This is a genomic window from Massilia sp. UBA6681, assembly GCF_002454935.1.
In the GTDB taxonomy this organism is placed as follows: Bacteria; Pseudomonadota; Gammaproteobacteria; order Burkholderiales; family Burkholderiaceae_D; genus Telluria; species Telluria varians.
Map to the genome: position 1 here is coordinate 155186 of NZ_DKJX01000084.1, position 22457 is coordinate 177642.

Below are 22457 nucleotides of genomic sequence, written 5' to 3' on the forward strand. Positions count from 1 at the left end.
ATAAGCGAAGTACAAAGGAGAAGATGATGAACACCGTATATCGATGGATAGCGGCCTTCGCCGCCGCGGCGCTGCTGGCCGGCAGCGCCTGGGCCGGGCCCGCCGAGGATGTCGCGCGCATGCAGCAGGGCTGGGAACAGATCAAGTATGGAACGCCTGCAGCGCGCCAGGAAGCCGAGTTCGCGCGCCTGCTGGCCGACAGCGAGCAGATGGCGGCGCGCAATCCCGGCAATGCCGACGTGCTGATCTGGTACGCGATCGTCGAGTCCACCTATGCCGGCGCCAAAGGCGGCCTCGGCGCGTTAAAGTACGTCAAGAACGCGAGGAAGTCGCTGGAACGGGCGCTGGCGCTCGATCCGAACGCGCTCAACGGCTCGGCCTACACCAGCCTCGGTTCGCTGTACTACCAGGTGCCGGGCTGGCCGATCGGCTTCGGCGACAAGACCCGGGCGGAGGAGTTCCTCAAGAAAGGCCTGGCGGTGAATCCGGACGGGATCGATCCGAACTATTTTTACGGCGACTACCTGCTGCGCCAGGGCGACTACAGCAATGCCGAGCGCTACCTGCGCAAGGCCTTGCAGGCGCCGGCACGCCCGGGCCGCAAGCTGGCCGACGAGGGCCGGCGCGGGGAAATCAGGGAGTTGTTGAACAAGATTGCGGAAGGGAAGAAGTGACGAGTACACGGGAAGGAAGGCCATCTTGAGGTTGCTGCTGGTTGAAGACGACGCGCTGCTCGCCAACGGGCTGCTGGTGGCGCTGCGCCGCGCGCATTACACGGTCGAACACGTGCGCGACGGCGCTTCCGCGGTGGCGGCACTGCGCGACAATGCCTTCGACCTGGCGGTGCTCGATCTCGGCCTGCCCGACCTGGACGGCACCCGGGTGCTGGAGCGGGTGCGCGCCAGCGGCAACGGCGTGCCGGTCCTGATCCTGTCGGCGCGCGACGCGATGCGTGACCGGGTCCAGGGCCTGGACCTCGGGGCCGACGATTACCTGGTCAAGCCCTTCGAGCTGGACGAGCTGCTGGCGCGCCTGCGCGTGCTGCTGCGGCGCCACGGCGGACGACCGGTGAACCGGATCGAGCGCGGCGCCCTGGTGCTGGAGGAGGACAGCCTGCGCGCGTCGTGGCACGGCCAGCCGGTCGAGCTGCAGCGCCTCGAGTTCATGCTGCTCAAGCAGCTCGCCGAGAACCCGCTGCGCGTATTCAATCGGGCGCAGCTGGAAGAGTCCCTGTATGGCTGGGGCGAGGGCGCCGAGAGCAACACCATCGACGTGCACGTCCACCACCTGCGCAAGAAGCTCGCCCCGGCGGCGATCAAGACCATCCGCGGCGTCGGCTACCGCCTGGGCGACGTCGGCGCATGAGGACGCGCATCTATTCCGGCCGGCGCCGCCTGGTCGTCGCCACGCTGGTCTGCATCGTGCTGGTGTTTGGCGGCATCGGCGTGGCCGCGCAGCTGGTGGCGCGGCACGAATCCGAAGAGCTGTTCAGCGCCCGCCTGGCGACCTCGGCGCGGGTGCTGGAGGCGCTGGTGGCGCAGCAACTGTCGACGGCGACGCTGTCGCAGCCGCTCGTCATCGCACTGCCGCCCGAACTGGAGACCTCGACCAGCGACGCCCCCGGGGCCGCCGGGCACCGCTACGAGACCAAGATCGCCTTCCAGGTGTGGCGCGCCGACGGCGTGCTGCTGGCGAAATCCGCCTCGGCGCCGAATGAAGCATTGGCGCCGCTGGCTGCCGGCTTCAGCGTTCACCAGGTCGGTGACACGCTATGGGAAGTCTTCGCCCTGCGCTCCGGGGATATCTGGGTGATGACGGCGGAGAAGGAGGAGGTGCGCGGCGAGCTGGCCGAGTATATCGGCATGTCGATCACCGCGCCGCTGATCGGCGGCGGTCTGTTGCTGCTGGTTGCGGTGAACCTGGTCCTGGTGCGCAGCATGCGTCCCCTCAAGGAGCTCGCCGCGCGCATCGCGGCGCGCACCCCCGACTCGCTCGATCCGGTGCGCCTCGCGGAGACACCAACCGAGCTGGCGCCGATCATCGAGGAGCTCAACAGCCTGCTCGACCGAATCAAGGCCGCTTTCGAACGCGAACAACGGTTCATCGACGCCGCGGCGCACGAGATCCGCACGCCGATCGCGGCGGTCCAGCTGCACCTCGAGAATGCCGTGCGTGCGCCGGCCGATGCCGAGCGCGCCGAAGCGCTCGATCAGGCACTCGTCGCGGCGCGCCGCACCAGCAAGCTGGCCGAGCAGCTCCTGACCCTGAGCCGCATCAGCGCCCGCAGCGACGACTACGCGCCGCAGCAGGTCTCCCTGCTGGAGGTCTGCCATGATGTGATCGGAACGCTCGATCCGCTGCTCGAGCGACGCGGGCAGGGCATCAGCCTGGACGCGGAGCAGGACGTGCATGTGTGGGGCGAGCCCTCGCAGCTACGGCGCCTGCTGCAGAACCTGATCGACAACGCCTCGGTCCACGGCGCGCCGGACGGCGAGATCGAGGTGCGGCTGGCGCGGCGGGCCGACCGCGCGCTGGTCTCGGTGGCGAACGACGGACGCCCGATTCCGGCCGGGGAAATGAACAAACTGTTCACGCCGTACTACCGTTCGCCGGGAGCGGCGCCCGGTGGACATGGGCTGGGTCTCGCGATCGTCAAGGAAATCGCCGGCCAGCATGGCGCGTCAATCAGCCTGCATCGCAAGCCTGACGGGCAGGGCACCGTCGCCGAGGTCTCGCTGCCCGTGGCCGGAAGCTGCCGCACTAGCGGCGCCGTGTATTTATAGAATCAAGATTCGCCAATCGTGCGGGATAATATTTTGATAACTGCGATAATCAGGGTGTTGTCGCGCTAGACATAGTCTGGCGGACATTTCTGAACACACCCTTGATGATCGGAGTATCCATGTCTCGCCCTGCATCACGCACGTCCGTCGTATCCGTTAAATTCTTGAAAGGCGCCATCCTGCTCGGCGCGGCCGCCGCCGGCATGGCCCAGGCGCAGCAGTCGCCGGCGCTCGATCGCATGAGCCTGTCGGTCGGCGCCTTCCATGCCGAACCGGAAATCCGCCTCGGCGGCGATACCCGCTACGGCCGCGTCGACACGCCCGACGAGAAGCTCGGCGACGGCACCCTGCCGCGCGTGAAAGCCGAACTGCTGTTTGGCGAGCGCCATGGCGCGTCCTTCGACTACTGGCGCTTCAACGAGGACTACGCGGCCGCGCCGAGCGGCGCCACGGTCTACGAAGGCCGCCCGGTCAGCGGCAGCATCCGCGCGGATGCCAAGCTGCGCATCGAGATGGCGCGCCTGGCCTACAAATACTGGTTCGGTTCGGACAGGAATGCCTTCGGGATCGGCCTGGGCGCCGCCCACCTGCGCGCCAGGATCTCGGCGACGGCCGAGGCCGACCTGCGCGCCGAAGCGCCGCTCGAAACCTACAGCTGGAGCGGGTCCGGTTCCGCCAGCGACAGCGTGTGGGCGCCGACCATCGAGCTGGCATGGCGCCACGCATTGAACGACAGGGTGCGCCTGTATGCCGAGGCGGGCGGGGTCAAGCGCAATGGCGGCAGCGTCGAGGGCCATGTGGTCAACGCCGCCGCGGGCATCGAATGGATGGCGGCGAAGAACGTCGGCCTGGTGCTCGACTACGGCATCCAGAAGATCGACCTGCACCGCAACGGCGACCGCAGCGCCGACCTCGACCTGAAACTGACCGGACCTTCCGCCTACCTCAAGGTCCGCTTCTGACGGGCCGTTCGGCGGCGCTCAGAAATCGACCGTCGCCGACACCACCACGCTGCGCGGCGCGCCCTGCACCAGGTAGCCGAAGCCCGGATAGCCGCCCGCCGACGCCCAGTAGTTCTTGTCCGTGACGTTGTCGATGCGCGCACGCAGGGTCACGTCGCGGTCCATGAAGCGCATCAGGTAGTTCGCCCCGATGTCGAGGCGCGACCACGATGGCAGCTTCTGGGTGTTGGCCGCATCCGCGTACTGGGTCGCGGTGTACAGGGCGCGCGCATTGAGCGACAGGCCCTGCACGCCAGGCACTTCCCATTCGGCGCCGAGGTTCAGCTGCGTGCCCGGCACGCCGATCGCATCCTTGCCCTCGTTGACGCCGCCGGCGGTCTGGCGCTGCTCGGCTTCAAGCAGGGTCAGGCCGCCCAGCAGGCGCAGGCCGCGCGCAGGCAGGCCGAACACGCTCAGCTCCAGGCCGCGGTTGCGCTGCTCGCCGAACACGCCGAAGCGGCGGTCCTGGACGTAGGCGCTCGGCTGGGAGGTAGCGAACACGGCTGCCGTCATTCCGAATTTGCCGCTGTCGTATTTGACGCCGACTTCCTTCTGGCGCGAGACGAAGGGTGCGAACACCTCGCCCTGGTTGACGATGTCGGTGCCCGCCGCCACCGGGCCCTGCTGCAGCGCCTCGCTGTAGTTGGCGTAGACCGACACGCCTTTCATCGGCTTGTAGACGATGCCCGCCACCGGCGTCACGTCGCTTTCGTCGTAGCGCGCGTTCGCTGCGCCGGTGTTGTAGTCGTAGCCGAAGGACTTGATGGTCTGGTGGCGCGCGCCCACGGTCACGAGCAGGCGCTCGTCCATGAAGCCCAGTGTATCGGCCACGGCAAAGCTCGACAGGATCGCCTTGCTGGTCAGGAGCGGGTCGTTCATGTTCCCGCCGGTGAAGAAGCCGCTCGACGGCGCTTGGGCGTCGAGCGGACGATAGATGTTCGAGGCGAAGCCCGCGAAATCGCTCATGCCGTAGGCGTTCTTCGACTCCGAATGGAAGCCCGACAGCGAGGCGCTCAGCTTGTGCGAGACCGCGCCGGTTTTCAGCTCGGTGCGCACGCCGACTTCGCCGGTACGCACCTTGTCTTCGCGGGCATTGTCGAAGCGGGTCATGGTGGCGTCGCCGCCCGCGTTGGTGACGGTCGGCGAGGAGATGATGTTGGACTCAATGCCGCCGCGCATGCCGAGCGCCGCCCAGGCCACCGCGCCGCCCGGCAGGTCGACTTCGCCGCGCAGGGTGCCGAAGGTGTCGCGCTCGCCGGAATAGGTCCAGGGCTGGGCGTAGTTGCTGTCGCTTTCCGGGGCTGCGATGATCGGCACGCCGGCCGCCATCGTCACGCTCGGGCGCGCGCCGCGCAGCTGGTGGTCCTGATGGCCGACGTCGGCCGACAGGCGGTAGCCGCGTCCGCGGTAATCCACGCCCACCGAGTACAGGCTCAGTTCGCGGCTCTCGCGGTCGATCGCGGTGTCGCCCTCGCGGCGCACCGCGTTCACGCGCACGCCCAGGCGGCCCTCCGGACCGAAGCGGTTCGCGAAGTCGGTCGCCACATAGGCCTGGCCGCCGGTCTCGACGCCCACGGTCAGCTGGGTCAGCGGCGCGTTCGGCGCGCGCTTGGGCAGCAGGTTGATGGCGCCGCCGATGCCGCCGCCACCCGGCGCGGCGCCGTTCACGAAGCTGTTCGCGCCGCGCAGCACTTCGACGCGTTCGAGCAGTTCCGAGGCCACGAACTGGCGCGGCAGCAGGCCGTACAGGCCGTTGTAGGCCAGGTCGTCCGAGTTGACGGCGAAGCCGCGGATCACGTACAGCTCCTGGTAGTTGCCGAAGCCGCGCGCCACCCGCACCGAGGGGTCGTTCTGCACCACGTCGGCCACGCTGCGCGCCTGCTGGTCCTGGATCAGCGCCTGGGTGTAGTTCATGGAATTGAAGGGGGTGTCCATGATGTCGACGTTGCCCAGCAGGCCCAGGCGCCCCCCGCGCGCGACCTGGCCGCCGGCGTAGGCCGAGGGCAGGCCCTGGCTGGACGCGTCGGCCGAGGCGGTGACGACGACGGTGGCGACAGGTTCGGAGGTGGTGTCTTGTGCTTGCGCGGCAAAGGCCGCGGCGGCGAGGGCGATCGGAGTCAGGCGGAACAGTTTCATCGGTAGGGCTCGGTTTTTCTTAATGAGAATGATTGTCATTCTATCCGTTTTGGCTTGCGCGTGTAAATGAGAACGATTATTATTTGCCGAACTTGTCGATTCCGACGTCCGATAGCACCCACCTATGTCGCCAAATAAGCTGCGCCTCTGGAGCTGGATCCATAAATGGAGCAGCCTGGTTTGTACCGTCTTCATGCTGCTGCTCTGCCTGACGGGCCTGCCGCTGATCTACCACCACGAGATCGGCCACCTGCTCGGCACCGACGTCGAAGCGCCTGCCATGCCCGTCGACACCCCACGCGGCAACATCGACGCCGTGCTGGCCTCGGCCAAGGAGCTCTACCCCAACAAGATTGCGATGTACATGTCGCAGGAAATCGACGAACCGGCGATCTGGAACGTCACCCTGGGCGACCATCCGAACGACGAGCACTACAAGCCGATCGCGGTCGACGCCCGTACCACCAAGGTCATTACCGAACCGGCCTTCGAAGGCGGCGCCTTCATGTCGACCATGCTGCGCCTGCACGTCGACCTGTTCGCCGGCCTGTACGGGCAGCTGTTCCTCGGTTTCATGGGCTTCCTCCTGATCGTCGCCGTCGTCAGCGGCGTGGTGCTGTACGCGCCCTTCATGCGCAAGCTCGATTTCGGCGAAGTGCGCCGCGAGCGCAGCCGCGTGATCCGCTGGCTCGACCTGCACAACCTGCTCGGCATCGTCACCATGGTCTGGGTCTTCGTGGTGGGCGCCACCGGCATGGTCAACACTTGGGCCGACCTGCTGCTCAAGTACTGGCAGAACAACGAACTGGCCGTGATGCTCAAGCCCTACGAGGGCCAGCCGCAGGTCACCAGGATGTCCTCGATCCACGAGGCCATCGTGCGCGCGGAAACCGCCGAGCCGGGCATGAAGGTCGCGTTCGTGGCCTTCCCGGGCACGCCCTTCAGCAGCCCGCACCATTACGGCATCTTCATGCGCGGCGAAGAGGCCTTCAGCTCGCGCCTGTACAAGCCGGTGCTGATCGACGCCGCCACCGGCGAGATCACCGACCGCCGCGAGCTGCCCTGGTACCTGACGGCGCTGCTGCTGTCGCAACCGCTGCACTTCGGCGACTACGGCGGCCAGGCCATGAAGCTGCTGTGGGCCTTGCTCGACATCGCCACCATCATCATCCTGGGCAGTGGCCTCTACCTGTGGCTCAAGCGCAGCCGCAAGACCCGGGTCGCCCAAGCGGGCAAGGCCAGCGTCGCCGAGCCGGCGCTGGCGCGCTCGAGGGAGGCATCATGATCCGTACCCGTACCCAGATCTGGGCCATGCCGGTCCTGCTGGCCATCCTGACCGTCATCGGCCTGGTCCCGGCCCTGCTGGGCGACGGCATCTGGGACCTGGTTTCGGCAGTGAGCCTGGGCACGCCGGTCGCAGTGGGCGCCTGGTACGCGCTGCGCCGCCCGCGCGCGCGCCGCTAGGGCTGCCTCAAGCGCGCCAAGGCTGTATACTTCGCCAACAACCACAGCGAAAGAGCGCCTATGTTTGCAGCAGTGGACCTGGGGTCCAACAGCTTCCGGCTCCATATCGGCGAGCCCGCGGGCGGGCGCATGCACATCGTGCGCACCGCGCGCGACCCGATCCGCCTGGCCGCGGGCCTGGACCGGGACAACATGCTCCTTGAACCCGCCATGCGCAGCGCGGTGAAGACCCTGCAGGACTTCCGCGCCATCCTCGACGAATACACGCTGGACGCGGTGCGCGTGGTCGCCACCAACACCCTGCGCGTGGCGCGCAACGCCGAGCAGCTGCTGCCCCAGCTGGAGGCGGCCATCGGCTATCCGATCGAAGTGATTTCGGGCGAGGAAGAAGGGCGCCTGATCTACATGGGCGTGGCGCGCGCCATCGACAAGCCGGACGAGCGCCGGCTGGTGATCGACATCGGCGGCGGCTCGACCGAAGTCATCGCCGCCATCGGCCCCGAGATCAACCTGGTCGAATCCTTCGGCATCGGCACCCACCCGCAGACCGCCGCCTTCTTCGCCGACGGCCGCATCACGCCGCAGGCCTTCGATGCCGCCGTCACCGAGGCGCGCGCCCGCTTCGAGGATGCGGCCGACCTGTACAAGGCGCAGGGCTGGGATGCGGCCTATGGCTCGTCCGGCACCATGCGCGCCATCAACGAGGTCATCAGCAGGAACGGCATCGGCGACGGATCCATGTCGCAGGCCAGCCTGCACGCGCTGCGCGACATCCTGCTGGCGCTGGGCCACGTCGACGCCTTCACTCTGCCGGGCGTCAAGAAGGAGAGGGTGCCGGTGATGGTGGGCGGCCTCACGGTCCTGATCGGGGTGATGCAGGAACTCGGCGTGCAGCAGCTCACCGCGATCAACGCCGGCCTGCGCCTGGGCGTGCTGTACGACCTGGAGCTGCGCGCCAACCGGCGCGACCGCCGCGACGCCGCCATCCGCGCCTGCATGCGCCGCTTCGGCGTGGACAGCCAGCGCGCGCTGCGCACCGCGAAGATCGCCTCGCTACTATACGAAAAGCTGACCCCCTCGGACGCGCAGCACTACCTGTGCTGGAGCGCCATGCTGCACGAAGTCGGCCTGCAGATCTCGATGACGGGGGCGCACAAGCATGGCGCCTACATCGTCGAACACGCCGACCTGCCGGGCTTCACCACGCGCGAGCAGCGCCTGATGGCCAGGCTGATCCTGGGGCAGAAGGGCAACCTGCGCAAGATCCGCGAGGCCCTGGGCGAGGCCGACGTGGCCAAGGCGGTGCTGGCGCTGCGCACGGCGGTGGTATTCATGCATGCGCGCGCGGACGAGGACCTGGCGGGCCTCAACATGCGCATGCGGCAGCGCATCGAGCTGGAACTGCCGGCCGGGCTGCTGGAGAAGCATCCGACGCTGGGACCTTGGCTGCAGAAGGAAGAGGGGGCGTGGAGCGAGGTCGGGATGCCGTTCCAGGCGAAGGTGGTTTGACGTAGGTGGCTAGCGCAACTGCCCAATGAAGTCCGGTCCCACCACCAGCTTCACATAGGGCAGGCCATCGCTGTTCTTGTGCGTGATCCAGAACACCCCCGCCTTGCGGATGCGCCAGTCCTGCTTCCCGCCGCACAGCACCAATGAGGCCACCTGTCCCAGCAGCGGCTGGTGGCCGACGATCAGCACCGGCTGGCGGTGCTCGGGCCAGCCGGCCGCCTCGATGATCGCTTCCGCGCCCGAATCCGGCGCGAGGGCATCCACCAGCTTGTAGTTGCGCCCCAGCGCTTCCACCGTCTGCACGCAGCGCCTGGCCGGGCTGCTCAGCACCCGCAGGTCCTCCGGCAGCTGGCGGTGCAGCCAGGCGCCGACGCGCGCGGCGTGGCGCTTGCCCTTCGGGGTCAGCGTGCGCCGCAGGTCGCCTTCGTCATCGCCCTCGGCGACGTGCGCTTCAGCCTCGGCGTGGCGCCACAGGATCAGGTCCATGCTCGTTCTCCTTGTTGGAATGAAGGCCCGCGCCCAGCGTCTCCATCAGGTCTTGCTGCGCGCTGAGCGCCTTCTGGCCGCCGCGCGCCTTCTTGCGGCGATAACGCCCGTCGCTGCCCAGTTCCCAGGCGTTGACATTGTCCTTCAGGTAGGGATGCAGGCCTTCGCGCAGCACGCGGCGCTTGAGCGCGGGCGAACGGATCGGGAAGGCCACTTCCACGCGCCGGAACAGGTTGCGGTTCATCCAGTCCGCACTCGACAGGTAGATGTCGTGCTTGAGGTTGTTGCGGAAGTAGAAAATGCGCGTGTGCTCCAGGAAGCGGCCGACGATCGAGCGCACCCGGATGGTCTCGCTCAAGCCCTTCACGCCGGGCCGCAGCGAGCAGGCGCCGCGCACGATCAGGTCGATGCGCACGCCGGCTTGCGAGGCTTCGTACAGCGCCCGGATGACCGACTCGTCGGTGAGCGAATTCATCTTGGCGATGATGCGCGCCGGCTTGCCGGCGCGTGCGATCGCGGCCTCGTCGCGGATGGCGCGCACGATCTCCTTCTGCAGCGAGAAGGGCGCCAGCCACAGGATGGTGAGCTGCTTCGGGCGCGTCAGGCTGGTGAGGTGGATGAAGACCTCGTTGACGTCGGCGGTGATCTCGTCGTCGCAGGTGAGCAGGCCGAAGTCGGTGTAGAACTTGGCGGTGGTCGAGTTGTAGTTGCCGGTGCCCAGGTGGGCGTAGCGCCGCAGTCCGTTGTCTTCGCGGCGCAGCACCAGCGCCAGCTTGGCGTGGGTCTTCAGGCCGACCACGCCGTAGACCACCTGGGCGCCGGCCTGCTCCAGGCGCTCGGCCCAGTTGATGTTGGCTTCCTCGTCGAAGCGCGCCATCAGTTCGACGATGACGGTGACTTCCTTGCCGCGCCGCGCGGCGGCGATCAGGGCTTCCATCAGGTCGGAATTCATGCCGGCGCGGTAGATGGTCTGCTTGATCGCCGCCACGCAGGGGTCGTTCGCGGCCGACTGGATGAATTCGATCACCGGCTGGAAGGATTCGAAGGGATGGTGCAGCAGCACGTCGCCCTTGCGCAGCACGGCGAAGATGTCGGGTCCCACCAGCTTGGCCGGAAAACCCGGCGTGAAGGGGGGGAACTTCAGTTCCGACTTGTCGTGGGTGTTGGCGATTTCCAGCATGCGCCCGAGGTTCACCGGGCCGTCCACCGTGAACAGGCGCGATGGGTCGATCCCGAACTGGTCCAGCAGGAAGTTCGACAGGTGCGGCGGGCAGGCGCGGCCCACTTCCAGGCGCACCGCGAAGCCGTAGTTGCGGCTGTGCAGTTCGCTCTGCAGGGCTTGGCGCAGGTTCTTGACCTCGTCCTCGTCGACCCACAGGTCGCTGTTGCGGGTGACGCGGAACTGCGAATACGAGAGCACCTCGCGGCCGGTGAACAGGTCGGCCAGGTGGGCCTGGATCACCGAGGACAGCAGGCAATAGGACTCGCCCTTCTTGTCCGACAGTTCGGCCGGCAGGCGGATCACGCGCGGCAGCACGCGCGGCGCCTTCATGATGGCGATGCCGGTGCCGCGCCCGAACGCGTCCTTGCCGGCCAGTTCGACGATGAAGTTCAGGCTTTTATTGACCACGCGCGGGAAGGGGTGGGCCGGGTCGAGCCCGATCGGAGTGAGCAGCGGGCGCACCTCGCGGTCGAAGAATTGCTTGACCCAGGCGCGCTGGGCGGCGTTGCGCTCGCCCCGCCGCAGCATGTGGATGCCGTTCTCGGACAGGAGCGGCAGGATCTCGTGGTTGAACAGCTTGTACTGGCGCTCGATCAGCGTACGGCACTCGAGGCTGGCGCGCTCGAGGGTACTGGCCAGCGCATGGGGAATGCCGTTGTGGCCGGCCTCCATCTGGTGCTGGGCCAGCAGGCTGGCCACGCGCACCTCGAAGAATTCGTCGAGGTTGCCCGACACGATGGTCAGGAAGCGCAGCCGCTCGAGCAGCGGAATGCTGGGATCCTCGGCCTGGGCCAATACCCGACGGTTGAACTCGAGCAGCGACAGCTCGCGGTTCAGGAAGGCGCCGCCTTCGGGAATGCTCCTGGCCTCGGCTTCCTGGGCCTTGTGTTTCATATCCATGGGTCTGCGTCGTAGTCTCGGCGCAGGCAGTGTAGTTGGCGAATATGACAATGTTGTTACACGCGGCCCTCAGCCTGGCGGCGCTTGACGTTTAAGCATGCTTAAAGGCTGAGCGCGTATAAAGCTTCTCATCGTTAATCATAACAAGAGGAGCATTGCGAGATGAAAGCGTTCGTGCGCGCCAACAAGGGTTTCCTGTTGTTCATGCTTTTGTTCGGCGTGTTCCGCACCGCGGTGGCCGACTGGAACCCGATCCCTTCCGGTTCCATGCGGCCCAACCTGCTGGAAGGGGACGTGGTGTTCGTGAACCGGCTGGCCTATAACGTCAAGCTCCCGCTGACCGACCTCGTGATCGCGCGCACCGGCGAGCCGCAACGCGGCGACGTCGTCACTTTCTCCTCGCCGGCGGACGGCACCCGCTTGATCAAGCGCATCCTGGCGCTGCCGGGCGACCGCGTCGAGATGCGCAACGAGCGCCTGGTCATCAACGGCGTCCAGTCGCAGTACGCGCTCGAGGAAGTGGTGCAGGAACCGACCGACGAGGGCCGCGTCATGGATGCGCTGCGCATGGAGGAAGTGGTCGACGGGCGCCGCCACCGCATCCAGGTGCTGCCGCAGCGCGTGGTGATGCGCGATTTCGGGCCGGTCACCGTGCCGCAGGACGCCTACCTGATGCTGGGCGATAACCGCGACAACAGCGCCGATTCGCGCTACATCGGCTTCGTGCCGCGCCACCTGCTGATCGGGCGCGCCGAGCGCATCCTGGTCTCGGCCGACTACCAGGGCAACTGGATGCCGCGCACCGAGCGCTTCGGCCAGTCGCTGCGCTGATTGCCCCCCAGACCGGGGTCCAGGCCGGGGTCAGGTCTGACATTCGGACACGGACTGAGCGCTACCATAGTGCTACGCACGAGTCCGTGTCTCGATGTCAGACCTGACCCCTGGTGCTGTCGCCGGCGCCTCTTCCAGTTTGGAGGGGCGCCGATTTGTTTTATAGAAACCCAGTACAATTGCGTCCCCTCCGGACGCTTGCCCCCGCAGTGCCGGGTTTTCACAAGGCACTCCCATGCAACGACTCCTCACCACCATCCTCGCCTGCCTCGGCATGACGGGGGCCCTCGCGATCGACACCTATCTGCCTTCGATGCCCGTCATCGGGGGCGATTTCGGCGTCGGGCCGGTGGCGGTGCAGCAGACCCTGAGCGTGTTCCTGTTCACCTTTGCGCTGATGATGCTGTTCTACGGGACGCTGTCGGATTCCTTCGGGCGCCGCCCGGTGATCCTCGGAGCGCTGGCGGTGTACACGCTGGCCTCGGTCGGCGCGGCGTTTGCCCCGACCTTCGGCTGGCTGCTGGCCTTCCGGGCGCTGCAGGGCCTGTCGGCCGGCGCCGGTTCGGTGATCGGCCAGGCCATCGTGCAGGACCGCTTCGAAGGCGCGCAGGCACAGAAGATGATGTCGCACATCATGATGGTGTTCGGCCTGGCGCCGGCCATCGCGCCGGTGCTGGGCGGTTGGCTGCACGTGAGCTTCGGCTGGCGCTCGAGCTTCATCTTCCTGGCGCTGTTCGGCGCCGCGATGATCCTGCTGGTGCTGCGCATGCTGCCGGAAAGCCTGCCGCGTGAGAAGCGCCAGGCCTTCCATCCGGCGACGATCTCGCGCAACTATTTCATGGTGCTGCGCAACCCGCAGTTCGTGATGCTGTCGCTGGCGCTCGGCCTGGTGTTCGGTGGCCTGTCGCTGTACATCGGCGCGGCGGCCAACTTCGTGATGGAGATCCTGGGCCTGCCGGAGACGGCTTTTGCCTGGATGTTCATCCCGCTGATCGGCGGCATGGTGGTGGGTTCGGCCTGGGGCGGCAAGCGCGCCCACAAGGCGCCGCCCGGACGCCTGCTGTGGACCGGCTACGCGGTGATGGCGGTGGCCTCGGTGCTGAACGTCGGCTACAACGCGCTGTTCCCGGCCAGCGTGCCCTGGGCGGTGCTGCCGCTGGCCGTGTTCACCTTCGGCCTGGCGGTGGCCATGCCCGGCATCCAGCTGAGCGCGATGGGACTGTTTCCGCACAACCGTGGCCTGGCGGCCTCGATGGTCGGATTCATCCAGATGATGTCCTTCGCGCTGGTGTCCGGCCTGGTGGCGCCGCTGCTGTTCGGCAGCGCGTTCAAGCTGGCCTGCGGCGCCGCCGTCGGCGTGCTGCTGAGCTTCCTGATGTGGCGCCTGAGCCGGCGCTTCGCCGCGCCCGCCGCGTAAGAGCGCCTAACGCTTGTGCTGCTTCATCGCCGAGGCGACTTCGCGCTTGGCGTCGCGGTCCTTCTCGGTGGCGCGCTTGTCGTGCTGCTTCTTGCCCTTGGCCAGGCCGATCTCGCACTTCACGCGCCCGCCCTTGAAGTGCAGGTTCAGCGGCACCAGGGTATAGCCGGCACGCTCGACCTTGCCGACCAGCTTGTCCAGTTCGGCGCGGTGCAGCAGCAGCTTGCGGGTGCGCAAGGCCTCGGGATGGCTGAAGGCGGACGCCGTGGTCAGCGCGCTGATGTGGGCGCCGAACAGGAACAGTTCGCCGTTGCGCACGACGACATAGGCCTCCTTGATCTGTACCTTGCCTTCGCGGATGGCCTTGACTTCCCACCCCTCCAGTACGATGCCGGCTTCATACCGGTCCTCGATGAAGTAGTCGAAAAAAGCTTTTTTATTGTCAACAATACTCATGAAATAGCGAAAATCCGCGTCTCGGTTAAACTACTGCTGTGGCGCCAATGCAAAGATTGCATGGCGCAAAATGCAACTCGTCCAACATCATAACAAACGGTTGACCAATGGCAGTAGTGCACAAATCAGTTTTTCTCGGCTACAGCACCGAGCAAATGTTCGACCTGGTGGCCAAGGTCGAAGACTATCCGAAATTCCTCCCCTGGTGCGGCGGCGTGAAAGTGCTGGAGCGGAGCGAGGACAAGCTGGTGGCCAGCCTCCAAATCAATTTCCACGGCGTTAAGCAAAGCTTCACCACCTCGAACCACAACAACCGCCCGACCCAGATGAAGATGCACCTGGTCGACGGCCCGTTCAAGATGCTGGAAGGCACCTGGACCTTCAAGCCGCTGCGCGCCGACGCCTGCAAGGTCGAGCTCGACATGCATTACGAGTTCTCGAGCATCATCCTGGAACAGATCATCGGCCCGGTGTTCGGCATGATCGCCAATACCATGGTCGATTCCTTCAGCAAGCGCGCCGAGGCCGTCTATGGATGAGGGTGTACAGGTGGTTGTCTGCTACGCGACCGCGCGCGAGGAGTTCCTGCGTCCCATGAAGGTCGCGCCCGGCACCACGATCGGCCAGGCCATCGAGATGAGTGGTGTGCTGGAAGCGTATCCGGACATTAACCTGACCACGCAAGCGGTGGGCATCTACGCCAAGAAGAAGACGCTCGACACCGTGCTGCGCGAGCGCGACCGCATCGAGATCTACCGGCCGCTGGTGGCCGATCCCAAGGATTCGCGGCGCAAGCGCGCGGCCAAGAAGCTGGGGGACGCCGCAGCGCCGGCCGCCTGAGGCAGGGGCTGCAGGGCCCGCCTTGGCGTTTTGCTCAGTTGTAAAATTCCGACCGGGCAAATTTTTGCGGACTCTTCAGGGTATCATAGAGCCCGCCTCGAAGCCGCCCTCCGTTGCCCGTTCCGCCCATGCTGATTACCGTAAGCCTGTTGTTGGTCACTACCGCGATGTCCGCCGTGATGTTGCTCGTCCTGACGTCGCTCGCCGACAGCAGGGTGGCAGGCATTCGCGAATGGGCGCAGGCCAATGGCGTGGCGGTGATCGCGCTGCTGCTGTTCGCGGCGCGCGACGTGATTCCCGACGTCCTCAGCATCGAAGTCGCCAACGCACTGCTGCTGCTGACCGCCAGCCTGATGCTGGCCGGCTACCGGCGCTACCTCGGCCTGCCGGTGCCCTGGCGCCTGCTGGCGGGCGGCGGCATCGTCGCCTTCGCCGGCGTCGTCGTATTCCACTACGTCCACAATTCGCTGCCGCTGCGCGTGGTGGCGATGTCGGCCTTTCACGTGGCCATCTGTTTCGGTATCTACGCCAGCCTGCCCAGGGTTGCGGATGGCCGCCTGCGCTACCCGAACGCCTTCAGCCGAACCGCGGCCTTGCTGCTGGGGCTGGGCCATTTCGGCCGCGGCGCCTTCTATGCCTTCGAGGCCTACGCACAGCCCTCGCTGCTCGACCCGGCTATCGCCAACCTGGTGTTCTTTGCGATCGGTACGCTGGCGCTGCCGGCCCTGAGCCTGGGCGCGGTCATGCTGGCCAATGCGCGCGTGCTGACCGACACCGCCTACGCCGCCGAGCATGACCACCTGACCGGCGCCCCCTCGCGCCGCGCCTTCTTCGACATGGCCGAACGCGAGCTGGCGCGGGCGCGGCGCCATGGCAGCGGACTGGGCCTGCTGCTGCTGGATGCCGACCATTTCAAGCGCATCAACGATACCTATGGGCACGGCGTCGGCGACGAGGTCCTGCGTGACCTGGTGGCGCGCACCCGCGAGGAAATCCGCAAGATCGACTATTTTGCCCGCCTCGGCGGCGAGGAGTTCGGGGTGCTGTTGCCGGACGCGTCCTTCGACACCACCCGCGCGGTCGCCGAACGCCTGCGCGCCGCCCTCGACCGCCCCGCAACCGGCGCGCCGGCGGCGCCCGGGGCTGCCTACACGGTCAGTATCGGCCTGGCGATGCTGGAGAAGGGCGAGGATTTCACCGGCCTGATGCGCCGCGCCGATGCGGCCCTGTATGCGGCCAAGGCCGGCGGACGCAACCGCGTCGAGGTGGCGCCCCGCATCCACCCCGAACCGGCGCGCCAGCCGGGCAGCGCCAAGGTCATTCGCCTGCGGCCTTGAGCGCCTACTGACGGCACTGCGCCAGTGCCTTGTTGACCCGGGCCAGCTGGACGGCCCGTTCCTCGTCCGTCATGAAGCTGCGCTCGCCCTTCGCATCGAACTTCGCGATGCGCACACCCGATTCCACCTGCGCGCGCATCTGGCGCGCATCCTGGCAATGCTCGGCCAGGTCGCGGCGGCGCTGCGCTGCCGCGGCATCTTTTCGTTCCTGTTCTTCGCGCAGCTTGCTGCGTGCAAGGAATTCCTCCTCGCGCTGTGCCAGTGTCCTGGGACCCTTGGCCGGCGCGAGCGTCTCCGCGGCCGGTGCAGGCTCGGCAGGCGACGGCGGCACGGTCGTTGTCGCCCGGCCCGGCGCCTTGAGGATCTTGTGCGGCGGCGTCGATGGCGGAGGAGGGCGGTCGGAGAAATGGCGTACGCCGTTCGCGTCGATCCAGGAGTACTGGGCGTGTGCCAGGCTGCTGCCCAGCAGCAGGGCGCAGGCGGCAAACAGGCGGAGGGTGGAGGACGAAGACGGCATAAAAGTTTTCCTTGGGTAACAAAGCGATTTCGCCACGCTTCCTTGGCGCTGTCAATCGCGGGTGCGCGCTACCGCGTTTTCCCCGGCAAATTTAGGCATGGCTGCGACAGTTTTTCGCCGTTTCTGTATAATTCACTTTTGCGCCTATAGGAAAATCGTTATGCGTCTCCTCCAAAAAGCACTCACCTTCGATGACGTGCTGCTCGTCCCGGCCTATTCCAACGTTCTTCCGGCCAACACTTCCCTTCGCACCAAACTGACCAGGAATATCACGCTGAATATCCCGCTGCTGTCGGCTGCGATGGACACCGTGACCGAAGCGCGCCTGGCGATTGCGATGGCACAGGAGGGGGGCATCGGTATCATTCACAAGAACCTGCGCCCGGCCGACCAGGCCCGTGAAGTGACGCGCGTCAAGCGCTATGAATCCGGCGTGCTGCGCGACCCGATCACCATTCCTCCCACCATGAAGATCCGCGAAGTGCTGGCGCTGTCGCAACAGCACGGCATCAGCGGCTTCCCTGTGGTCGAGGGCAAGCAGGTGGTCGGCATCATCACCAACCGCGACCTGCGTTTCGAGGAAGACCTGGACGCGGAAGCGCGCGCCAAGATGACCCCGCGCGAAAAACTCGTTTACGTGAACGAAGACGCGGATACTGAAGAAGCCAAGCGCCTGATGAACAAGCACCGCCTCGAGCGCGTGCTGGTCGTCAACGAAGCCTTCGAGCTGCGCGGCCTCATCACCGTCAAGGACATCCAGAAGTCGCACGAACACCCGCTGGCATCGAAAGACTCGCAGGGCAAGCTGCTGGTCGGTGCGGCCGTGGGCGTGGGCGCGCGCGACGAAGAGCGCATCGAACTCTTGGTCGCCGCCGGCGTGGACGTGCTGGTGGTCGACACCGCGCACGGCCACTCGCAGGGCATCCTGGACCGCGTCAAGTGGATCAAGGACCGCTTCCCCCACGTGGACGTCATCGGCGGCAACATCGCGACCGCGGCCGCTGCGAAAGCGCTGGTCGAGTATGGCGCGGACGCGGTCAAGGTCGGCATCGGCCCCGGCTCGATCTGCACCACCCGCATCGTGGCCGGCGTCGGCGTGCCGCAGATCACCGCGATCTCGAACGTGGCCGAGGCGCTGGAAGGCACCGGCGTGCCCTGCATCGCCGATGGCGGCATCCGCTTCTCGGGCGACATCTCCAAGGCACTGGCCGCGGGCGCGCACACCGTCATGATGGGCAGCATGTTCGCCGGCACCGACGAAGCGCCGGGCGAGACCATCCTGTACCAGGGCCGCACCTATAAATCCTACCGCGGCATGGGCAGCCTGGGCGCGATGGCCGAAGGTTCGGCCGACCGCTACTTCCAGGAAGCCTCGAGCAAGGCCGACAAGTTCGTCCCAGAAGGCATCGAAGGCCGCGTCGCCTACAAGGGCAGCGTGCTGGCGATCATCTTCCAGCTGGTCGGCGGCGTGCGCCAGTCGATGGGCTACTGCGGCTGCGCCACCATCGAAGAACTGCGCGAGAAAGCGGAATTCGTCGAGATCACCTCGGCCGGCATGCGCGAATCGCACGTGCACGACGTGCAGATCACCAAGGAAGCGCCGAACTACCGTTCGGAATGAACATCCATGAGACGCGGCCCGAGGGCCGCGTTTTTGCATTACCCATTCATCTTCTATCGTTGCCCTCTACATGCATTCGAAAATCCTCATCCTCGATTTCGGTTCCCAGGTTACCCAGCTGATCGCGCGCCGCGTGCGCGATGCCGGCGTGTTCTCCGAAGTCTTCCCGTATGACGTCAGCGACGAGTTCGTGCGCAACTACGGCGCCAGCGGCATCATCCTCTCGGGCAGCCACAACTCCACGTTAGAGGGCGATTCGCCGCGCGCCCCGCAGGCCGTGTTCGAAGCCGGCGTGCCGGTGCTGGGCATCTGCTACGGCATGCAGACCATGGCCGCCCAGCTCGGCGGCAAGGTCGAGAACGGCAAGCTGCGCGAATTCGGCTACGCCGAAGTGCGCGCCCGCGGCCATACGGCCCTCCTGAACGGCATCAACGATTTCGTCACCGACGAAGGCCACGGCATGCTGCGCGTCTGGATGAGCCACGGCGACAAGGTGCTGGACATGCCGCCGGGCTTCAAGCTGATGGGCTCCACCGACAGCTGCCCGATCGCCGCGATGGCCGACGAAGACCGCCGCTTCTACGCGCTGCAGTTCCACCCGGAAGTCACCCATACCACGCAAGGCGAAGCCATCATCGGCCGCTTCGTGCACGAAATCTGCGGCTGCAAGTCGGACTGGAACATGCCGGACTACATCGGCGAAGCGGTCCAGAAGATCCGCGAACAGGTCGGCAACGATGAGGTCATCCTCGGCCTGTCCGGCGGCGTCGACTCGAGCGTGGCCGCAGCCCTGATCCACCGCGCCATCGGCGACCAGCTGACCTGCGTGTTCGTCGACCACGGCCTGTTGCGCAAGGACGAGGGCAAGATGGTCATGGACATGTTCTCGAAAAACCTCGGCGTGAAGGTGCTGCGCATCGATGCCGAAGACCAGTTCATGGGCCATCTGGCCGGCGTCACCGATCCCGAGCAGAAACGCAAAATCATTGGACGCGAGTTCGTCGAGGTGTTCCAGCAGGAAGCCGGCAAGCTGACCAACGCGAAGTGGCTGGCGCAAGGCACCATCTACCCGGACGTGATCGAATCGGCCGGCAAGGGCAAGAAGGGGCAGACCATCAAGAGCCACCACAACGTGGGCGGTCTGCCGGAGACCCTGAACCTGAAACTGCTCGAGCCGCTGCGCGAGCTGTTCAAGGACGAAGTGCGTAAACTCGGTGTTGCGCTGGGCCTGCCGCACGACATGGTCTATCGTCACCCGTTCCCGGGTCCGGGTCTGGGCGTGCGCATTCTGGGCGAGGTGAAGAAGGAGTATGCCGACCTGCTGCGCGAAGCGGATGCGATCTTCATCGAAGAGCTGCGCAATACGCCGTTCGAGCTGCCGGCAGTCAGCGGCATCGATCCGGGCAAGGCGCCGACCGACTGGTACGAGGCGACCAGCCAGGCGTTTGCCGTGTTCCTGCCGGTGAAATCGGTCGGGGTGATGGGGGATGGGCGCACCTACGAGTACGTGGTGGCGCTGCGTGCGGTGCAGACGCTGGACTTCATGACGGCGCAGTGGGCGCATCTGCCGCATGCGCTGCTGGGGAAGGTGTCGAACCGGATCATCAATGAGGTGCGCGGCCTCAATCGCGTTGTGTATGACATTTCGGGGAAGCCGCCGGCGACGATTGAGTGGGAATGATTTATAGCCCAGCTATAAATTGCGCGAAGTAAGCCGAAGCCCCTGACCTCAGGGGCTTTTTACTGCCCGGGTTCCACTCAAGGCGATGCTTTGGCACACCCCATCCCCGGATTCGCTTTCGGCCCACTCTTGGTCTGCGCAATCAAGGGAATCTCCCCATTCTTCCCATAACTGAACTCCTCCACCGCAGCTGACCGGCGAAAGTCCGCGTTAGACAGCGCGTCGTTGTGATAAAAGAAGTACGACTTGCCGTTGAAGTCGGCAAACGACTGATGGATCGTGTGCGTGAACTTGTTCTTCTCCATGATCACCCCCCGATAGGTCCACGGCCCGGTCGGGCTGGGCGCGGTCGCGTAGGCGATCACTTCCGGCAGGCGGCTTGCGTAGCTGAGGTAATACACGCCATTGCGCTTGTGCAGATAAGGCGCTTCCTCGAATTCAAACAGGCCCACGGTATGGATCGGCCCGTCCAGCTCGATCATGTTGGGCTTGAGCTTGACGTACTTGAGCACCTTGTTACCGAAGTACATGTACGCCTGCCCATCGTCGTCGACGAACACGCCCGGGTCGATATCGTCCCAGCCGTTGGGCGTCTCGCGCGTCATGTCATCGGTGATGAGCGCGGAGCCGCGCGCGTCCTTGAACGGCCCCAGTGGCGAATCGGCAACCGCCACCCCGATGGCGAATCCGGGTTTCGTCGCATCATGCTGGACCGGCCCGTACAGGTAGTACTTTCCGTTGCGCTTGACGATGTCCGGGGCATAGGCGTCGCTCTTGGCCCAGGCGAAGGTGCGCCAGCCGCCCACCACGCCGTGGTCGACCCAGGATTGCATGTCGCAGGTCGAGTAGAGGCGCCACTCGTTCATGGTGTAGCCCTTGCCACCTTTTTTCGTCTCGTCGCGGCCGGTGTACATGTACAGCCGTCCGCCGTCGACCAGGACGGTAGGGTCGGTGGTGAAGATGTCGGTCACGATCGGATTGGCAGCGTAGGCGCCGGGCAGGGCGCCGAAGAGGGCGAGCAGAAGAGCAATGGGTTTCATGTTTGACAGGATGGCCTCGAGGTTTGGAAGGTGCGCTGCTCGGCGACCTCCACCGGGCAAAACCTTTGGTAATTAACAAGGTACCACGATCCTAGCAGCAAAATGAGGCCGCGTAACATCTTCAACCAATAAAATGATTGCGCAATCAGCGATGGGCGTCGTGAATACAGTATTCGGTGGATTTTGATCGCGATGACCCGAAATCGACCGGGAGCACGTCCGATCCGCTTGCAGTCAGGCGCACCAGTTTGGTCGACCCAGCACCTTATCGCCACAAAAAATGTAACTAACCCACCGGGCATCTCAGCCAGCAAGATCAGTTCAGCGCTAACGACTTCGATCGAACCGATACGACGCCACCAAGGCCTCCAGGAGGGGCGGGCGGCATCCATGCCAGCGATCCCGAGAGCGGTAGCCCCGAGAGAGACAGCGTGCCTGGTTCAAGGATTTGCTAAGATGCGGCATTGGCACAAGGAAAACGTTTCGATGGCGAACACGCTCTCAGCCGGCGCACCGCACGCCGTATCCGCATGATTCCATTCACCTTCAACGACATCGAGGTGGGCGCGCGCCTGGTCGAGGCCCTGGCGCGCCAGGCGAGCCGCTTGCGGGGCATGCCGATCACCCATGGCGACCTGCTCACGCTGGCGCGGTCCCTGCATCCGAAAGACGAAGTGCTCGGCCGCGCGGTAACGGTGGGGATCGGACCCAAGCTGCTGTTCGTGGAAGGCTTCTGCGCTGCGCACGGCTATCCGAACCTGGCGAGTCTTGCGGTGGAACGGGAAAGCGCAAGGCCGCGCTCCGGCTACCAGGGAGACTGGGAATCCGACCGGCGCGCCGTCGCCGGCGTCGACTGGGGCGCTATCGATGCGCAGTTGCCGGCCTATGTGGAAGCGATGCGCGCCAAGGTCCCGCCGCGCTTCAAGCCGCGCAAGGAACGGCCGGCGGACGTGGCCTGGTACGCCTATTACTGTTCGCACCGGGAAGCCTGCGAGAAGCTCGGCCCCGAGGACAAGCAGGAGATCATCAACCAGATGATGGCCGGACTGGATCCCGAAACCGCGTTGGCGCGCGTGCTCGCCGCGAAGCAGGAGATCGGCGGCCTGGCCTGAGGCAGGGCAGGACCGCCGGGGCGCCGCTAGGAGGCCGACTGCCGCGGCGCCGTGCCGGTGCGCGCTTCTTGCTGGGCCGGCGTGGGCCGGGCCACCGCGGCGAG

21 protein-coding genes are annotated in these 22457 nt (G+C 66.0%); 15 read left to right on the top strand and 6 right to left on the bottom strand.

From position 1 onward, the window contains the following. Positions 1 to 26: 26 nt before the first annotated feature. From B2R83_RS14760 to B2R83_RS14775, 4 genes are all read left to right on the top strand, one after another. A complete protein-coding gene (locus B2R83_RS14760) occupies positions 27 to 674 on the top strand; it encodes a TRAP transporter TatT component family protein (RefSeq protein WP_292042701.1) in 648 nt (215 codons plus the stop codon). A 25-nt stretch (positions 675 to 699) separates the two neighbouring features. After that, the gene (locus B2R83_RS14765) at positions 700 to 1365 is read left to right on the top strand and encodes a response regulator (RefSeq protein WP_292042703.1); all 666 of its coding nucleotides are present in this window, start codon (positions 700 to 702) and stop codon (positions 1363 to 1365) included. Beyond that, positions 1362 to 2783 (top strand): ATP-binding protein, encoded by a 1422-nt coding sequence (locus tag B2R83_RS14770; protein WP_292042704.1) that lies wholly within the window; start codon positions 1362 to 1364, stop codon positions 2781 to 2783. The genes B2R83_RS14765 and B2R83_RS14770 overlap by 4 nt, the downstream gene beginning before the upstream one ends. Positions 2784 to 2947: 164 nt before the next feature. Beyond that, positions 2948 to 3745, top strand: a complete 798-nt coding sequence (locus B2R83_RS14775; RefSeq protein ID WP_292042706.1) for a hypothetical protein — start codon at positions 2948 to 2950, stop codon at positions 3743 to 3745. Positions 3746 to 3763: 18 nt separating this feature from the next. Here B2R83_RS14775 and B2R83_RS14780 read toward each other — a convergent pair whose 3' ends face one another. Next, positions 3764 to 5920 (bottom strand): TonB-dependent receptor, encoded by a 2157-nt coding sequence (locus B2R83_RS14780; RefSeq protein WP_292042708.1) that lies wholly within the window; start codon positions 5918 to 5920, stop codon positions 3764 to 3766. Positions 5921 to 6044: 124 nt separating this feature from the next. Between B2R83_RS14780 and B2R83_RS14785 the strand changes: the two genes are divergently transcribed. From B2R83_RS14785 to B2R83_RS14795, 3 genes are read left to right on the top strand one after another with little or no spacing between them, the layout of a single operon-like run. Further along, complete coding sequence (locus tag B2R83_RS14785) at positions 6045 to 7205, top strand: PepSY-associated TM helix domain-containing protein (protein ID WP_292042711.1); 1161 nt, start codon at positions 6045 to 6047, stop codon at positions 7203 to 7205. Further along, positions 7202 to 7384: a hypothetical protein gene (locus B2R83_RS14790; protein WP_036217364.1), complete on the top strand. Its 183-nt coding sequence runs from the start codon at positions 7202 to 7204 to the stop codon at positions 7382 to 7384. Before B2R83_RS14785 ends, B2R83_RS14790 begins: the two co-directional genes overlap by 4 nt. Before the next feature lie 60 nt (positions 7385 to 7444). Next, a complete protein-coding gene (locus B2R83_RS14795) occupies positions 7445 to 8893 on the top strand; it encodes a Ppx/GppA phosphatase family protein (protein WP_292042713.1) in 1449 nt (482 codons plus the stop codon). A 9-nt stretch (positions 8894 to 8902) separates the two neighbouring features. Here the strand turns inward: B2R83_RS14795 and B2R83_RS14800 are convergent, their stop codons facing one another. Together B2R83_RS14800 and ppk1 are read right to left on the bottom strand one after the other, a co-directional pair. Continuing rightward, complete coding sequence (locus B2R83_RS14800) at positions 8903 to 9379, bottom strand: SixA phosphatase family protein (RefSeq protein ID WP_292042715.1); 477 nt, start codon at positions 9377 to 9379, stop codon at positions 8903 to 8905. Further along, complete coding sequence (ppk1, locus tag B2R83_RS14805; RefSeq protein WP_292042717.1) at positions 9345 to 11501, bottom strand: polyphosphate kinase 1; 2157 nt, start codon at positions 11499 to 11501, stop codon at positions 9345 to 9347. Before ppk1 ends, B2R83_RS14800 begins: the two co-directional genes overlap by 35 nt. 162 nt (positions 11502 to 11663) lie before the next feature. Here ppk1 and lepB point away from each other — a divergent pair, with 162 nt between their 5' ends. Both lepB and B2R83_RS14815 read left to right on the top strand, forming a co-directional pair. Then, complete coding sequence (lepB, locus tag B2R83_RS14810; RefSeq protein WP_292042720.1) at positions 11664 to 12332, top strand: signal peptidase I; 669 nt, start codon at positions 11664 to 11666, stop codon at positions 12330 to 12332. Positions 12333 to 12567: 235 nt separating this feature from the next. After that, a complete protein-coding gene (locus B2R83_RS14815) occupies positions 12568 to 13749 on the top strand; it encodes a multidrug effflux MFS transporter (protein WP_292042722.1) in 1182 nt (393 codons plus the stop codon). A gap of 6 nt (positions 13750 to 13755) precedes the next feature. On the opposite strand, the gene smpB is transcribed toward B2R83_RS14815, so the two are convergent. After that, positions 13756 to 14205 carry an SsrA-binding protein SmpB gene (gene smpB, locus B2R83_RS14820; RefSeq protein WP_036217379.1) on the bottom strand — a complete coding sequence of 150 codons (450 nt, stop codon included), beginning with the start codon at positions 14203 to 14205 and terminating at the stop codon, positions 13756 to 13758. A gap of 107 nt (positions 14206 to 14312) precedes the next feature. Here smpB and B2R83_RS14825 point away from each other — a divergent pair, with 107 nt between their 5' ends. The 3 genes from B2R83_RS14825 to B2R83_RS14835 all read left to right on the top strand — a co-directional run bounded on the left by B2R83_RS14825 (position 14313) and on the right by B2R83_RS14835 (position 16382). After that, positions 14313 to 14744: a type II toxin-antitoxin system RatA family toxin gene (locus B2R83_RS14825; RefSeq protein WP_285377212.1), complete on the top strand. Its 432-nt coding sequence runs from the start codon at positions 14313 to 14315 to the stop codon at positions 14742 to 14744. Further along, complete coding sequence (locus B2R83_RS14830; protein WP_292042727.1) at positions 14737 to 15045, top strand: RnfH family protein; 309 nt, start codon at positions 14737 to 14739, stop codon at positions 15043 to 15045. The genes B2R83_RS14825 and B2R83_RS14830 overlap by 8 nt, the downstream gene beginning before the upstream one ends. A 128-nt stretch (positions 15046 to 15173) precedes the next feature. Next, complete coding sequence (locus tag B2R83_RS14835; protein ID WP_292042729.1) at positions 15174 to 16382, top strand: GGDEF domain-containing protein; 1209 nt, start codon at positions 15174 to 15176, stop codon at positions 16380 to 16382. 4 nt (positions 16383 to 16386) lie between these two features. Here the strand turns inward: B2R83_RS14835 and B2R83_RS14840 are convergent, their stop codons facing one another. Then, positions 16387 to 16899: a DUF4124 domain-containing protein gene (locus B2R83_RS14840; protein WP_292042732.1), complete on the bottom strand. Its 513-nt coding sequence runs from the start codon at positions 16897 to 16899 to the stop codon at positions 16387 to 16389. A gap of 160 nt (positions 16900 to 17059) precedes the next feature. Between B2R83_RS14840 and guaB the strand changes: the two genes are divergently transcribed. After that, entirely contained in the window at positions 17060 to 18520 is a 1461-nt protein-coding gene (gene guaB, locus B2R83_RS14845; protein ID WP_292042733.1) for an IMP dehydrogenase, read from the top strand. A 70-nt stretch (positions 18521 to 18590) separates the two neighbouring features. After that, a complete protein-coding gene (gene guaA, locus B2R83_RS14850) occupies positions 18591 to 20201 on the top strand; it encodes a glutamine-hydrolyzing GMP synthase (protein ID WP_292042736.1) in 1611 nt (536 codons plus the stop codon). A 77-nt stretch (positions 20202 to 20278) separates the two neighbouring features. On the opposite strand, the gene B2R83_RS14855 is transcribed toward guaA, so the two are convergent. After that, positions 20279 to 21241, bottom strand: a complete 963-nt coding sequence (locus tag B2R83_RS14855) for a glycoside hydrolase family 43 protein (protein ID WP_292042738.1) — start codon at positions 21239 to 21241, stop codon at positions 20279 to 20281. 530 nt (positions 21242 to 21771) lie between these two features. Here B2R83_RS14855 and B2R83_RS14860 point away from each other — a divergent pair. Continuing rightward, positions 21772 to 22353 carry a hypothetical protein gene (locus B2R83_RS14860; RefSeq protein WP_292042741.1) on the top strand — a complete coding sequence of 194 codons (582 nt, stop codon included), beginning with the start codon at positions 21772 to 21774 and terminating at the stop codon, positions 22351 to 22353. The last annotated feature ends 104 nt before the right edge of the window (positions 22354 to 22457 follow it).